Source organism: Sinomonas humi, assembly GCF_000802235.1.
Classification (GTDB): Bacteria; Actinomycetota; Actinomycetes; order Actinomycetales; family Micrococcaceae; genus Sinomonas; species Sinomonas humi.
On record NZ_JTDL01000144.1, the window covers coordinates 132,719 to 148,043 of the forward strand.

9 protein-coding genes are annotated in these 15,325 nt (G+C 65.8%); 6 read left to right on the forward strand and 3 right to left on the reverse strand.

Translation table 11 applies throughout. The features are described from left to right. Positions 1–9 precede the first annotated feature (9 nt). Together LK10_RS17480 and LK10_RS17485 are read right to left on the reverse strand one after the other, a co-directional pair. Positions 10–1,110, reverse strand: coding sequence for a hypothetical protein (locus LK10_RS17480; protein ID WP_231567823.1), 1,101 nt, complete (start codon positions 1,108–1,110; stop codon positions 10–12). Next, the gene (locus LK10_RS17485; RefSeq protein WP_043126432.1) at positions 1,107–1,856 is read right to left on the reverse strand and encodes a hypothetical protein; all 750 of its coding nucleotides are present in this window, start codon (positions 1,854–1,856) and stop codon (positions 1,107–1,109) included. The genes LK10_RS17480 and LK10_RS17485 overlap by 4 nt, the downstream gene beginning before the upstream one ends. 756 nt (positions 1,857–2,612) lie before the next feature. Here LK10_RS17485 and LK10_RS17490 point away from each other — a divergent pair. Further along, positions 2,613–3,641, forward strand: coding sequence for an alkaline phosphatase family protein (locus tag LK10_RS17490; protein WP_231567824.1), 1,029 nt, complete (start codon positions 2,613–2,615; stop codon positions 3,639–3,641). Positions 3,642–3,744: 103 nt separating this feature from the next. Here LK10_RS17490 and LK10_RS17495 read toward each other — a convergent pair whose 3' ends face one another. Next, positions 3,745–4,737 (reverse strand): NAD-dependent epimerase/dehydratase family protein, encoded by a 993-nt coding sequence (locus LK10_RS17495; RefSeq protein WP_043126434.1) that lies wholly within the window; start codon positions 4,735–4,737, stop codon positions 3,745–3,747. Between the two features lie 561 nt (positions 4,738–5,298). Here LK10_RS17495 and LK10_RS17500 point away from each other — a divergent pair. From LK10_RS17500 to LK10_RS17525, 5 genes are all read left to right on the forward strand, one after another. Next, complete coding sequence (locus tag LK10_RS17500; protein ID WP_043126436.1) at positions 5,299–5,907, forward strand: N-acetyltransferase; 609 nt, start codon at positions 5,299–5,301, stop codon at positions 5,905–5,907. Beyond that, complete coding sequence (locus LK10_RS21570; RefSeq protein ID WP_081998642.1) at positions 5,904–8,633, forward strand: WecB/TagA/CpsF family glycosyltransferase; 2,730 nt, start codon at positions 5,904–5,906, stop codon at positions 8,631–8,633. Before LK10_RS17500 ends, LK10_RS21570 begins: the two co-directional genes overlap by 4 nt. A gap of 119 nt (positions 8,634–8,752) precedes the next feature. Then, positions 8,753–9,073 carry a VanZ family protein gene (locus LK10_RS21045; RefSeq protein ID WP_052207517.1) on the forward strand — a complete coding sequence of 107 codons (321 nt, stop codon included), beginning with the start codon at positions 8,753–8,755 and terminating at the stop codon, positions 9,071–9,073. A gap of 12 nt (positions 9,074–9,085) precedes the next feature. Then, positions 9,086–13,795 carry a DUF4082 domain-containing protein gene (locus tag LK10_RS17520; protein ID WP_231567825.1) on the forward strand — a complete coding sequence of 1,570 codons (4,710 nt, stop codon included), beginning with the start codon at positions 9,086–9,088 and terminating at the stop codon, positions 13,793–13,795. 248 nt (positions 13,796–14,043) lie between these two features. Then, the gene (locus LK10_RS17525; protein ID WP_197061982.1) at positions 14,044–15,297 is read left to right on the forward strand and encodes a glycosyl hydrolase; all 1,254 of its coding nucleotides are present in this window, start codon (positions 14,044–14,046) and stop codon (positions 15,295–15,297) included. The last annotated feature ends 28 nt before the right edge of the window (positions 15,298–15,325 follow it).

The following is a 15,325-nucleotide window of genomic DNA, read 5'->3' on the forward strand; positions in this document are numbered from 1 at the left end:
CGTCCCCCCTTACCGGTCCAGCTTGGAACGAACCACTTGGCACACGAGGTCCGAGGCCCTGTCGGCAGACCATGAGCTCGGAAGTCTCAGCCGCCAGCAGGGGACGCCTTGGAGCGCCGCGCGGACGACGGCGGCCTTCTCACCGAAGTGGTCCTGCAGGGGCACGAGGCCCGTGGCGCCAAGGGCCTCCACCAGACGGCGCGAGACCATGGGCAGTTCCGAGTGGAAGTTGCCGACGATTCTCGACGTCATCCATTCGAGGCTTGCCTGTTCCAGCTCGGCGTCGTCCCCTCCGTAGCGCTCGAGGAACATGGCCAACTGCACGGGCGCCCGGCTTGAGACCCTCTCGGCACCGAAGACCTCCTCGGGGTGCACCATCCGATGCTCGGGTGACCAACGCCGTGTGAACGAGGCGGTCCGCGGATAGCGGACGATCACCGGGTGGACGGCGGTGGCCAGCTGCGAGATCGTCGGAGTCAGCCACCCCGGCGCCAGAGGCTTCCGGGACCCCTGGAAGAGCTCCGGATAGATCTCCCGGTGGTGCGGCTTGATGAACATTGGCTTTGCGTAGCTCAGCAGCGTCCCGTCTGAGCTGAGAAAGCCCCAGTCGTCGGCCATGAACCCGACCTCTGGGAGGGCGAGGAGCTTTGCCACCGTGCTCGTCTTCCCGACGCCTCCCCACGCAGGCAGCAAGACGCCGGCGCCGCCATAGTCCACGATCGCCGCATGGACCATCGCCGTCTTCTCCTGGACGCACAACCGGTCCAGCAGAGGGATGACCGCCGTGAGAAGCTCGCCGCGGCCTTCCACGCGGTACCCATCGTCCGTCTGGACGACTTGAACCCGGTCTTCGGGGATGAACAGCGATCGGTCGGTATAGCGATAGGCGTCCTCGGCACGCGACTGATCGGCGAAGGAACTGTAGTCAGCACCGACGCGCAGCCGTTTGGCTGCAAGGGAATCGCCCACAAACGGGGACAGCATGTCCCGCAGCTGTGCTTCTCCTGGCGTTCCCGGCTCAACCTGGACTGCAACAAGCCCATGGATGTCAAAGCTCAGGCTGTTCTGAGGTTGAGTCACGCGTACGGCGCTGCTCATGGTTCGGCTCAACTGGTCACGCTCCTTACGACGAGGTCGTCAATGTAGGTGTCCTCCATTTGCTGGTAATGCTCAGCTCCGTTCACCACGCTGGACACGGAAGAGGCCACTGTCTTCACCTGCGAGCTGGAGTACACGCGGGAACCGTCGAACCACACCTGGACGGTTGTCTCGCGCCCGTCCGGCACGACGTGAACTGCCACGTGGTGCCAGGCATTCAAAGAGATGCTGGACGCCACGAGGCACGTGTAGGCGAACGACCCGTCGGGAGCGAGGACCCTCAGCCACAGCTGGCCGTTGCTGTTGTGCCGGTAGACGTCGACGAAGCGGGTGCTCGCCGAGAAGAAGCGGAAGTACGGCACGTCATCCCGCGGTTCGCCGGCCTGGACGACGTCGAACCATCCATCGGCGTAGACCTCCCGCGTTCGCCCAGGGAGGGAGGTCGAGAATTCCGCTAGCGAGCCTGGATCTGCGGTCGCATGCAGGTATGCGGAACAGGTGCCCGTGTGTGCCCGCGCCGAGGAGACCGAGACCGTTCCCGTCCCGCTTGTCTGCACGGTATGCCCGGACATCGTTCCTGATTCGAAGTTGTCAGCCGTCACCACGGTGCCGCGATAGCCGTCAGCCGGCGTGCTCGTCGACGGCTGGCAGGTCCCCTTATGGGGCGGGAGGGCCAGCGAGCTGCCGGTCAGGGGCAGGACGAGGACAGCCGCGACACCGAGCGCGCGTATTCGTTTCCCGGAGTGCTCCCAATTCATAGTCGCCTCACCCCGCCCATAAAGTCGGCTGGCGAGCTGAAGCTGCGGCAAGAGGTCACCTCACCCAAGGAAATAACTGCAGCAAAATTCACATGTGCCGCTCTTGAGAGCAGGCATAAATTATCCCCGTGGTGACGTGGCTGCCCCCCAGAGAAAGCCATTTCAGGCACTCTCCCGAATGGTCTCTGCTAAAGCTGGAACAGACACCGCTTCACCTCGTGTCAGAAAGTCCCCGAAAGGTGCACAGGTATCACCGTCGGGAAATCCATCATCATCTGGCAATGCTACTGAGGCCACTGCCGCGGGGCACGAGTAGCCAGTACGCGAAAGCCCGCCGTGAGCTCCGGCGAGTCCCTGCAGGTGTACCTAGTACTCGCGCTCACGCACAGAATCTCGCACCTGAACCACTTGGACGGCCGTGCTTCAGGCAGCCGTCGAGAGGCCGCCAGGCAGAGCGTGGGGCCGTACCCGGGGCGCACGTGAAGGCGCGCGATGCAGGGCGGCACAGCAGAAGAATGCGTGAACGGAGAGGGCAGAGTTCCGAGACATTCATAGGCCTTCTCCGTGGCAATTCCATGCCTGTTGTGCAACAGTTTTAGCAGTTGACAATGCGGATGCCGAGCATCCCTCCTGCGACAACTGCTCGTCGATTCAGCTCAGATTCGGCATATAGGGGAAAGCTGGAAAGCTATGACGCGGACGATCACGGAAAGCGGAGCGAAAAGGCCGTCAGGATGGCGGTCGTGGTTGATTGCTGTGGCCACCCTCGTGCTCGCGTTGACAGGGTGCACATCCTCGCCTTCGACCGTCGCGTCCGCTCCGCGGAACGTGGGCCACGTCTTCGTGATCAACCTCGAGAACAAGAACTACCTCAAGACGTGGGGCACGACCTCGGTGGCCACCTATCTGTCCCAGACCCTGCGTTCGCAGGGTGTCCTGCTCTCCCAGTACTATGGGATCGCACATCATTCGGCTCCGAACTACCTTGCGCAGATTTCAGGGCAGGCGCCGAACACCGCGACCGAGAACGACTGCACGGTCTATGCCCCGTTCGAGCAGACAGGAACCGCGGCGCCCGGTCAGCTGCAGGGAAGCGGCTGCGTGTACCCCGACTCGGTCCCCACAGTCGCCGGGCAGCTCACCGCTGCCGGCAAGACCTGGAAGGCCTACATGGAGGACATGCAGACCGCCTGTGAGCATCCCACGCTCGGCGCCAAGGACAACCACCACTCCGCTGCGGTGGGCGATGAGTATGCCACCCGCCACAACCCGTTCGTGTACTTCGAGTCGATCACCTCATCCCCCGAGTGCGAGAGCAATGTCGTCCCATTCACCCAGCTCGCCACCGATCTGAAGTCCGCCGACACGACGCCCAATTTCTCCTACATCTCGCCGAACCTGTGCGACGACGGCCACGATGCCCCCTGCGTGGACGGACGCCCCGGCGGACTGACGAGCGCCGACGCCTGGCTGAGCCAGCAGGTCCCGGCCATCCTGGCCTCCCCGGCCTACAAGCAGGACGGCATGCTCGTCATCACCTTCGACGAAGCCGACGGCACGAATGCCGGGCCGGACGGGCTCCTGCCGGGCGGCACTGCCGGGGGGAGGATCGGAGCCCTCGTTCTCTCACCCTTCGTCAAGGGCGGGACAACCTCGGAGACCCCCTACAACCACTACAGCCTGCTCGCCACCGTCGAGGACATCTTCTCCCTCCCCCGCCTCGGCTACGCAGCCGCCCCCGGCCTCAAGGCCTTCGGCACCGACGTGTTCAACAACAAGCCCTAGAGAACAACAAGCCCTAGGGAGCAACAAGCCTTAGAAGAGGGACTCATCAACAAGCTCTGAAGGGTTCGTCCTCTGAAGGCGTCGTCCCTTCAGCTGGAAGGGCTCACGAGGCCGCCACGACCCGGGCCGCTGCGATCTCTTCGCGGAGCGGACACCACCAGGCGACGAGGCGGCGCAGCCCCTCGTCAAGGGGCACCTCGGCCCAGAAGCCCAGGTCCCGCGCCGCTGCTCTCGTATCGGCGAGCCTCCGCGTGACCCCGTCGGGCTCTCGCTCCGGCCCGAACTCGACCGAGAGGTCAGAATTCATCGCGTCGAGCAAAGCGACTGCCAGCGCGAGGAGACTCGTCTCGATGCCACTCCCCACGTTGTAGACGCCTTCGTACACCGGCGCCTCGGCGGCGTAGATGTTGGCCCTCGCGACGTCGGTCGTGTAGACGAAGTCCATGGTCTGCTCGCCGTTGCCGTACACGAGAGGCGGCCGACCGTCCGCGATGCGCTCCATCCAGCGCACGAGCACTTCCGTGTAGAGCCCGTAAACGTCCATTCGCGGCCCATACACGTCGAAGTAGCGCAGGGCAACGTAGTCCAATCCGTACATGGCGCGGAAACTCCGGGCGAGGCCTTCGGCGAAACACTTCGCGGCGCCATACAGCGTCCGCGTGTTGGGGCACTGGCGCTCGGCCATCGGCAGCTCGTCAGGATTGCCGTAGACGGAAGCATTCGAGGCGAGGACCACCTTGTCGACGCCGTGCTGGGATGCCGCCTCGAGCACGGTGAACGTTCCGTCGACGAGGACATCGAGTGCCAGCCGCGGCTCCTCGGGGCATTGCGCCACCCGGATGGCGGCCTCGTGGAAGACCAGGTCCTTCCCGACCGTCGCGTCGTGGACGGCGTCACGGTCACGGAGGTCGCCCTCGACGAGCCGGACCCTTCCAGTCGCAAGAGCGTGGCCGAGGTTCGCCAGTCTTCCCGAGCTGAGGTTGTCGAGGACATCGACGTGCTCCACGCCAGCGTCCAACAGCCGATCGACGATGGTGGAACCAACAGTGCCGGCTCCCCCTGTCACCAGCACCCTAGCCCCTGCCAAAACCGTCATGCCCTGCCTCCTCCTTGGATGCGCCCTAGCATGACCTGCTCCTGGCCGACATGGCCTGCTCCTGGCTTCCCAGATTCCTTCCGGTGCTGCTTCCGGAATCTCACTCCAACCAGTGAAGCCCTGCCGGGGCGGGAACGTCACGAGTAGTCGGTACCCGAGCTTGCACGCTCCCTCCGAGTGGGAACCCTTGCGCGGTACGCAGCAGGCAACACCCCGACCGCGCGCACACTGCCTCGACGCGCCCGGATTGCCTAATGAGACCAAGCGATCGTGCTCGCCACACGCTTCCACCCCGCGGCGCTGGCCCTCTCCGAGCGCCAGTAGCGGGTACGCAGGCAGCGCTGAGAGCAGCCGAACGACTACTTGCAAGGATCCGAAGCCCGTACGCGTGGCCCAAACGGCCACGGCACCAGCACCACCCGATTCCGCCCCTGAGAGGACGCGTTTCCCCCGAACCGCATTGCCGCTCTCCCGGCCCATCAGGACTGTTGGTGCCAGCGCGACAGAGCCACCACGCAGCTGAGCGAAACGCGCTGCTGAGGCGACAGGGGATGGAGGGGCATGATCCGGATTGACCCGACCGCTGAGGTCGAGGACGGAGCAGTTGTCGGCGACGGGACCGTCATTTGGCAGTACGCCCACCTGCGCTCAGGGACGAGACTCGGCCGCGAGTGCGTCGTGGGCCGGGGTGTCTACGTGGGCCCGGGAACGAAGATCGGGGATCGCTGCAAAATCGAGAACTACGCCCTCGTCTACGAGCCGGCGATTGTTGAGGACGGGGCCTTCATCGGCCCCGCCGTCGTCTTCACGAACGATCTCCACCCCCGCGCAATCACCCCCCGAGGTGAGCTCAAAACTGCCGCCGACTGGGACGCCGTCGGCGTCCGCGTCGGGCGGGGAGCCTCCATCGGGGCGCGGGCAGTCTGTGTGGCTCCCGTCCGCATCGGTGCCTGGGCCACGGTGGCGGCCGGCGCCGTCGTCGTCAAGGACGCTCCGGACTACGCACTCGTGGCGGGGATCCCTGCGCGCCAAATCGGCTGGGTGGGCGAGGCTGGCTATCAGCTCAAGCCCGACGGCGAAATCGGCGCCGGCGCGAAGGCCTGGCTGTGCCCGGCGACGGGCCTGCGCTACCTGGAACTGAATGGGCACTTGCGGCGGGAGCAGGCATGAGCGCCGAGGCCCGTCCGCAGTTCCTTCCCCGGGAGGCGCGCCCGGTCATGCTCGGCGGCACAGCCGTCACGCTGCTCGAAGGCGGCGACGCCGTAGACGCGATCCTCGCCGACTGCCGCGTGCGCGACCGCCCGCTCGGAGTCGTCTCGGCCAACCTCGACCACCTGTACCACTTCGGCCACGGGGGCAGGTGGCATCGGGCACTCGACGCAGCCGACGGCGTCGACTGGCTCACGCTCCTGGACGGAGCCCCTCTTGCGGCGCACGCGGAACGGCTCACCGGACGCGCATGGCCGCGCCTCGCAGGCAGCGACCTCATTGCGCCGCTCCTCGACCGGTGCGAGGCGGACGGCCTGCGCGTTGGCTTCTTCGGCGGGAGCCCGGACGCACAGGTCCTCCTCCGCGGTCGACTCGCCGAGCACCGGCCAGGGCTCCAGGTCGCGGGCTTCTGGTCCCCGAGTCGCGGCGAGCTCGAAGACCGGGCGATGTCCGACGTCGTGGCCCGCTCCGTCGCCGCGACGGGAGCCGACGTCCTCGTGGTGGGCCTCGGCAAGCCACGTCAGGAACTGTGGATCGCGGAGCACGGTGCCAAGACGGGAGCGCGGGTCCTGCTCGCGTTCGGCGCTGTCATGGACTTCCTCGCAGAGCGCGTGCGGCGTGCGCCGGTCTGGGTCGCGGAGCACGGCTTCGAGTGGGCATGGCGCCTCGCCCTCGAGCCGGCACGGCTCTCCGAGCGGTACCTGGTTCAGGGCCCCGAGGCATACGTGCGGCTCCGGCGTCACAGCGCGCCCTCGGGCGCCGTGGCCCTCTCGGCGCAGGCACGGGCAGCAGCGGCGAGGGCGTCCGCCCGTGCCGCCCACCCCGCCGGCCGAGGGATGGCTGACGCGCGCGCGGCCTCAGGGCTCCCAGCCCTGGAATCGGACGCGGAACCCGCTTTCGTTCCCCCGGGGGAACCGGTCGACGTCGCCGTCCTCGTGCCGACGTACCAAAGCGCGGACCTGGTAGGGCGGCTCCTCGACTCCCTGCGGGCAGAGGCCGCCGCTCTTCGCCTGCGGGTCGTGGTCGCGGACAACTCCCCCGACCCCGCGACGCTCGAGGCTGTCGCCAAGCACCCGGACGTCGTGGCGTTCTCGACGGGCGGCAACCTCGGGTACGCGGGGGCGATCAACGCCGCGATGGCCGTCGCCGGGCCCGCAGAGGCGTACCTCGTGCTCAACCCCGACACGGAGGTGCTGCCCTCGGCCATCGCAGCGCTGCTCGCACGGCTGCGGCGGAGCGAAGCCGGGGCGGTGGTGCCGCTCATGCTCACGCACGACGGCGACCGGTACCCGTCGCTGCGACGGGAACCCAGCGCTGTGCGCACGTGGGGCGACGCCCTGTTCGGCGCGCGGTTCGCGCGGCGCCCCCAATGGATCGCCGAGACCGACTACGACGCCGAGAGCTACGTGCACGCCCATACCGTCGACTGGGCTACGGGGGCTGCCATCCTCGTCTCCTCGGAGGCGGCCGCGGCGGCCGGGCCGTGGGACGAGCGCTACTTCATGTACTCCGAGGAGACGGACTACTGCCGGACGCTGCGCGGACTCGGCTTCGATGTGTGGTTCGAGCCCGCCGCGCGTGTGATGCATTCGGGCGCTGGGTCGGGGACGTCGGACGCGCTCGCCGCCCTCATGGCCGTCAACCGCATCCGCTACATGCGCAAGCACCACCCAGGCGGGCCCGCCGCGCTGGCCGCCGCCGGCGTCGTCGTCCGTGAAGCGCTCCGCGCGACGGGCGCCGCGCACCGGCACACACTCGCGACGCTGCTCAAGCCCAGGGGCTGGGCCGCCCTGCCGCACGCCACGCGGCATCCTCTGGGACCGGGGCACACAACGCATCCCGAGGGGAGCGTCGTGATCCCGGCCCACAACGAGGAAGCCGTCATCGCGCGGACGCTCGAGGGGCTCCGGCCTGCGCTCGAGAGCGGTCGCGTCGAGGTGATCGTCGCCTGCAACGCCTGCACGGACCGGACCGCGGAGATCGCGGCGGCCTACGCGGGCGTTCGCGTTCTGGACCTTCCGGAGCCGGGCAAGGCCCGTGCCCTCAACGCGGCGGATGCCGCCGCCAGCCGATGGCCGCGCGTGTACCTCGACGCCGACATCGAGATCCCGCCCACGGCCCTCGCCTCGATCCTCGCCCAACTCTCAAAAGATGAGCACCTGGCCGGGCGCCCTGACTTCCGCTACGACACTTCGGACTGCGACCCGCTCGTCGCCGCGTACTACAGGGCTCGGGTGCGGGTCCCCTCGAACCGTGCGGCCCTGTGGGGCGCGGGGTGCTACGCGATGACCGAGGAGGGTCACCGCCTGCTCGGGACGTTCCCCGAGGACGCGGCGGACGACTTCTATGTGGACACGGTGTTCGCCCCCGAGCAGAAGGTGCTACTTTCGGGCGACCCAGTGACCGTGAGGCCGCCTCGGACCGCCTCCTCCCTCGCCTCGACGCTGCACCGGGTCTACCGGGCGGCTGGGTCCTCTGGAGCAACGCCCCGAGGACTGGCCGCGCCGAGCAGCACCGCGCGGACGCTCCGGGGCCTCGCCGCCTCCGTGCGAGGACCGCTCTCTGCCCTGGACGCCGCGGTCTACGCGTCGTTCGCCCTCGCAGGCAGGGGCCAGCCCCGCTCCAGCAGCTCGACCAGTTCCATTGGCACCCGTCAGTGGGAGCGCGACGAAAGCAGTCGGCGATGAGACGGCGCTGGGCGTGGTGCTCACTAGCCGTTTATGGGGCCCTGCTCGCAGCGCTCGTGTTTAGCCCGGTCGGCCCTCGCCTGCCCGGGCCGCTGCCGGCAGGTATCCGGGCCGGCGTTGTGGCGGCCGCAGCAAACGTCGCGGTGTTCGTTCCCGTCGGATTTCTCCTCGCCGTGCTGCTGCGCCCGGGCTTCCGTTGGGCCGCCGTCGTCCTGTGCTTCCTCCTGACCACCAGCATCGAAATCGTTCAGGCACTCCTCCTCCCCGGGCGCGACGGCAATGCCCGGGACATCATCACGAACACCTTGGGCGGCGCCATCGGCGCAGCCTCTTGCTACGTCTGGCTCTGGCTGCATCGGCCAAGCCGCAGAGGCCCCGCCCCGGCGGAGCTGGATGTCCATGACCGTTCCAGCGGTTCTAGCCGTTCTTCCAGGTTCTAGCAAGGAGTCACCGTGGGCCAGCACATTGGACCTCTCTCCCCTCGGCGTTCCCTGCGCCGCATCCTCGCAGCGTGGGCCTCGGCGCTCCTCGTCATGGCGGTCCTCACCGCCATCGACCCGATCGCTTCGGCACCCCCGGCAAAAGCTGCTACGAACCCATGCTCACCGATCGTGAGTGCAGTCGCCTGCGAGAACACCCAGCCGGGTGACCCGCAGAGCGACTGGATGATTTCCGGCGACGGAGATGAGACCATTCAGGGCTATGCGACGCAAATGAGCGTCAACGTCGGCCAGACCGTCAACTTCAAGATCAGCACGAACGCCAAGTCGTATCACTTCGACATCCTCAGGCTTGGGTACTACCAAGGCAACGGCGCACGGAAGATCGCCTCGGGGCTCAAGCCGACAGCCACGTTGCCCCAATCCCAGCCATCCTGCCAGACGTTCTCGGACACGGGCCTCATCGACTGCGGCAACTGGGCAGCGTCAGCTTCGTGGGCCGTCCCAGCCAACGCGGTCTCAGGGGTTTACATCGCTCACCTCGTCCGTGACGACACGGGCGGAAGCAGCTGGATCGTCTTCGTGGTCCGCAACGACTCATCGAACTCGGCGGTCCTCTTCCAGACTTCCGACGAAACCTGGGAGGCGTACAACACCTACGGGGGCAACAGCCTGTACCAGTGCACCGTCGCCTGCCCACCAGGCAATCCTGAGGCGTACAAGGGCGCCTTCAAGGTTTCATACAATCGCCCGTTCCACACGGCCCTCGACGACAACGGCCGCAGCTGGCTCACCTACGCCGAACTGCCCATGATCCGATTCATGGAGGAAAACGGGTACGACGTGACGTACCAGGCCGGGATCGACACGGCAACGAACGCTTCTTCCCTGCTCAACCACAAGGCCTTCATGACCTCGGGCCACGACGAGTACGTCTCCTACGATCAACGTGCCAACATCGAGGCGGCGAGGGACAAGGGCGTCAACATCGCGATGTTCACCGGTAACGAGATGTTCTGGCGCACCCGCTGGGAATCGAGCGAGGCCGGCACGACGACGTCGGGACGCACCCTCGTCTGCTACAAGGACACGCACTTCAACACGCCCACTGATCCAGTCACTTGGACCGGGTCCTATGCTGATCCTCGCTTCGGCACCGCCAACGGGGGCGGAAACCCCCAGAATTCCCTGAGCGGCCAGTTCTTCAACGTGAATTCCGGCACGACGGATATCACCGTGCCCGCGCAGTACGCGAAGCTCAGATTGTGGAGAAACACGCCGGTGGCCAATCTCACCGGATCGCAGTCCATTACGCTCGGGACAGGGCTCGGCACGCTTGGCTACGAATGGGACCTCGACGCCGACAACGGTTTCCGGCCCGCGGGCCTCTTCGATCTCTCGTCGACGACCTACACGAACGCTCAGGTCTTCACGGACTACGGCAGCGAGACCGCCAACGGACAGACCGCAACCCATCATCTGACCGAATACCGCGCACCAAGCGGCGCCTTGGTCTTCGGTGCGGGGACCGTCCAATGGTCGTGGGGCCTGGACAACTTCACCACCGGCAAGAGCACCGACACCACCATGCAGCAGGCTACGGTCAATCTCTTCGCCGACATGGGGGTTCAACCAGCCACGCTCATCTCGGGCCTCGCCTTGGCCGCGGCCTCCGCTGACACGACCGCTCCTACCTCGACAATCAGCTCACCCGCCAACGGAACGAATGTGCCTGACGGCACAGCCATGACGGTCAAGGGAACGGCCTCAGACTCTGGGGGCGGAATCGTGGCCGGAGTTGAGGTCTCGATCGACGGTGGAAAGACCTGGCACCCGGCCACCGGCACAACCAACTGGACCTACTCGTGGATCGCGCATGGCAACCCGTCGACCACGATCGAGTCCCGCGCCGTCGACGACAGCGGAAATCTCGAAACCCCTTCAACGGGAGTAACCGTCGTCGTCAACTGCCCCTGCTCACTGTTCGGCGTCAACACGACCCCGCCCGCGCCCGATTCCGGCGACACCAATGCGACGGAGGTTGGTGCGCAGTTCTACTCCGATGTGAATGGCACCGTGACCGGCCTCCGCTTCTACAAGGCGAGCACCAACACCGGCACGCATATTGGCAATCTGTGGACGGCTTCCGGCACCAACCTCGCGAGCGTGACGTTTACTGGCGAGACAGGCTCGGGTTGGCAGACGGCGACGTTCTCGAAGCCGGTAGCCATCACGGCAGGAACGAAGTACGTCATCTCGTACTACGCCCCGAAGGGCCACTACACGCAGACGAGCGCCTATCTCTACAACAATCCGTCCCCGCCCCCCGCCGGTTCCGACTCGGTCGACTTCCCGCCGCTCCACCTGACAAGGAGCCTCCCCAGCTCCCCCAACGGCTTCTATGTCTACAGCTCGGGCTCGGCGTTCCCGAACCAGATCTACGACGCCGAATACTACTGGGTCGATCCGATCTTCTCCCCGAGCGCCAACGCGATACCCGCCGTTACGGGCACGACTCCTGCGTCCGGTTCGACTGGAGCAGCGATCAATGCGGCGCCGACCGCCACCTTCAACCAGGCGGTCACGAGCTCCTCGGTCACGTTCACCCTGAAGGATTCGACCGGAGCCTCCGTGGCTGGAGCCACGTCCCTGAATCCCAGCAGCAACGTGGCGACGTTTACACCCTCTTCGCCTCTCGCCTACAGCACGACCTATACGGCGACGGTGAGCGGGGCCAGCAACACCTCTGGGCAGACGATGAGCAGCCCGTACTCGTGGAGCTTTACGACCACGGCCGCGCCGCCCCCACCGGCCATCACAACGACATCGCCTACTGCCAACGCGACAGGCGTCGCGGTGAGCGCGGCACCAAGCGCGACGTTCAGTCAGGCGGTCACCTCGTCCTCCGTCAACTTCACGCTCAAGGATTCAACCGGAGCTACCGTCTCCGGTGCGACATCCCTTGACGGCACCAAGACAGTAGCGACGTTCACTCCCTCGACCGCCCTCGCTTACAACATGACCTACACGGCTACGGTGAGCGGAGCGGCAAACTCGACGGGACAGTCGATGCCGAGCCCCTATTCATGGAGCTTCACGACCGTCGCCTCACCGCCGGCGCCCAACATCTCGTCGACCAGCCCCTCGCCGGGAGCAACGGGGGTTGCAGTGACCACGGCAGTGAGCGCAACCTTCAGCCAGGCCGTGACGCAATCGTCGATCCAATTCGTGCTGAAGGATGCATCGGGCAACACGGTCGCCGGGTCTGTGGGCTACTCGAGCACGACGACGACGGCGACCTTCACCCCCTCGGCGTCGCTCGCCAACAACGTCCAGTACACGGCGACCGTGAGCGGCGCAACCAATTCAACGGGCCAGACGATGTCCCCCTACAGCTGGAGCTTCACGACCGTTCCCTCCTACAGCTGCCCGTGTAGTGTCTTCCCCTCGAGCGCTACGCCTGCCAATCCGACCGCGAATGATCCTCAGAGCGTCGAGCTGGGCATGAAGTTCCAAACCACGGTCGCGGGCCAGATCACTGGGGTGCGCTACTACAAGGGCTCGCAGAACACCGGTACCCACGTCGGGAACCTCTGGTCGTCCAACGGAACCCTCCTCGCGACGGTGACCTTCGTGAACGAAACGGCTTCGGGTTGGCAGCAGGCGTACTTCTCGACTCCTGTTTCGGTCAGTGCCAACAGCACGTACGTGGTCTCGTACTTCGCTCCGAACGGGAACTACTCGTACACGAGCAACGGTTTCGTTAGCGCTCAGGGATCCGCACCGATCACCGGCCTCGCCAATGGCGCGAGCGGCCCCAACGGGGTCTACGCCTACGGCGCATCCTCGTCTTTCCCGACGAGCACCTATAACGCGACCAACTATTGGGTCGATGCCGTCTTCAATCAGGGCTCGCCCGCGGCACCCGTTGTCCTCAGCACCTCTCCAGGACAAGGAGCAACGGGGGTTCCGGTGACCTCAGCCGTCTCTGCGACCTTCGATCAATCCGTAGACACCTCCTCGGCAACTTTCACAGTTGCCTCAAGTGGCGGCTCCGCGGTCGCAGGCTCGGTGGGCAACCTCTCGGCGACAGGAACGTACACGTTCACTCCCAACACCTCACTCGCTGGGAGCACCACCTACACTGCAACGATCTCGGGTGTGAAGAGCGCCACCGGCCAGGCGATGCCGTCCGCATACAGCTGGAGCTTCACGACTGCCTCCTCGGGGTCGTCGTGTCCATGCAGCGTCTTCGGGTCGTCAGCCGTGCCGTCCACTGTCAACGTCAACGATCCCAACGGGGTAGAGCTGGGCATGCAGTTCACTTCTGACGTTTCCGGTTCGGTGACCGCCATCAAGTTCTACAAGGGGTCCCAGAATACCGGGACGCACGTCGGCCACCTCTGGACTGCCGGTGGAACGCTTCTCGCTAGCGTGACGTTCACAGGCGAGACCTCGAGCGGATGGCAGACCGCCACACTTTCAAGTCCAGTCGCCATCTCCGCCAACACCACCTACGTGGTCTCGTACTACGCACCGAACGGGTTCTACTCGGCGAATGGCAGCTACTTCACGTCCTCGGCAGACGCCCCACCGTTGCACGGGCTCCAGAGCACGGCAAGCCATCTGAACGGCCTATACGTCTACGGCACATCTGGCTTCCCGGTCAATAGCTACAACGCCACCAACTATTGGGTCGACGTCGTCTTCTCGACTCCGTGACCCGATTCCAACGGCAGCGCATCCGACAGGTGGCAATGGCGCTCATTTGCCTAGCGCTATTGCTGCCCGTTGGATGCGCCGGTCCTGACTTCAGTCCCTCACCGTCATCGTCCAGCTCCCCCGTCCCGGCGGGGGCACCGCCGCTCCTCCAGCCAGACGAATCCGCAGCCCCGTCACCGCGCCAAGCTGATGCGGGACCGCTAACCACTGACGAGATGACTGTTGATGTCGGCTCAAAGCAGCAAACCATGACGGGGCTCGGCGTCGATGCCAACGTGCACAGCTGGGATGGCGGCCAACTCAAGCCAGCGATCGAACGGTACGCCGCCCTCGGTCGGATCACCTGGCGGGTCATCATTGAGAAAGCCGATTGGGAACCGAGTCAGGTGGGCGCACCCAATGTCATCGACGAGGACTATTACAAGGGCATCTATGAGAGTCCGAAGATGCAGGACCTCTGGAACACGATCGCGTACATCGAATCCTTCCCAGGACAGACGGTCTCGCTCAGCGTGATGGGGGGCGTCTCCTCTTGGATGGGTGGGAGTCAGATCCTGCCGGACAAGGAAGACTTCTGGGTGCGGATGATCGCCTCCCTGCTTGATTACGGCCGCAACCAGAAACACCTGACCATCAAACTCATCAGCCCTTTCAATGAGCCAGACTGGAACGGCATTGAAGGCCCCAAGGTCGGGCCGGCCCAGGCGACAGAATTGCTCGAGAAGCTCAGCCACCGCCTCGATGCGCTTGGTATGGGCGACGTCCGCTTTGTGGTCCCCGACACGGCAAGCGCGGCTGCGGCCCATGACCAGTACCTCCCCGCGTTGCTGGCAAACCCTGTCGTCGCAGCGAAGATCGCCCAGGTCGGGATCCACAGCTACGACGGCAACGCTGGCTCCGTCCCCGATCTCCTCGCCCAGAGCCCGGAGCGAGCGGCGGGCGTCTGGGCGACCGAGTTCAACTCACCCTGCGACGGCTGTGACAATGGCGTAGAGCAGGCCGACACGTGGGATCACGCCTTCCAGATGGCCCACGACCTGCTGTCCCTCATCGATCAGGGAGTCAGCGGCGCCCAACTCTATGACGCGTGGGACGGGTATTACGAGCACCACGGGGCCTTCGGCTACTGGGGAGCGCTCAAGTACGACAAAGCCACAGGCACCTACACACCGAGACGGAGCTTCGACGTCCTGTCTCTCCTCTTGGCAGCAATCCCGCCGGGGTCGGTTCACCTCGTTTCAAGCGGCGCTCAGGCCGTTGATTCGGAAGCCTTTGCAGGGCCCCTGACGGGGCACGTCACTGTGGTCGGAGACAACCCCACGAGCTCGACCCAACGCTTCCAGATCAAGGTCTCGGGAACAGCAGCCCTCTCGCGAGCCCAGCTGGTCACCGCGGGGCCGGGATCTGCTGGCTCCTCAACCAGGCCGATCGCGGTCGACGGCAGTTCTCTTACGGTATCCGTTCCAGCCAACAGCGTCTTCGCCGTCGAGGCCGAGCCGTGATCGCGGGGGCCGGCAGAAGAGTTCGCCC

Bases quoted from the DNA above. Each gene is read 5' to 3' on its own strand.
- LK10_RS17485 (WP_043126432.1), bottom strand. From the start codon at position 1,856: ATGAATTGGGAGCACTCCGGGAAACGAATACGCGCGCTCGGTGTCGCG.
- LK10_RS17495 (WP_043126434.1), bottom strand. From the start codon at position 4,737: ATGACGGTTTTGGCAGGGGCTAGGGTGCTGGTGACAGGGGGAGCCGGC.
- LK10_RS17500 (WP_043126436.1), top strand. From the start codon at position 5,299: ATGATCCGGATTGACCCGACCGCTGAGGTCGAGGACGGAGCAGTTGTC.
- LK10_RS21570 (WP_081998642.1), top strand. From the start codon at position 5,904: ATGAGCGCCGAGGCCCGTCCGCAGTTCCTTCCCCGGGAGGCGCGCCCG.
- LK10_RS17525 (WP_197061982.1), top strand. From the start codon at position 14,044: ATGACGGGGCTCGGCGTCGATGCCAACGTGCACAGCTGGGATGGCGGC.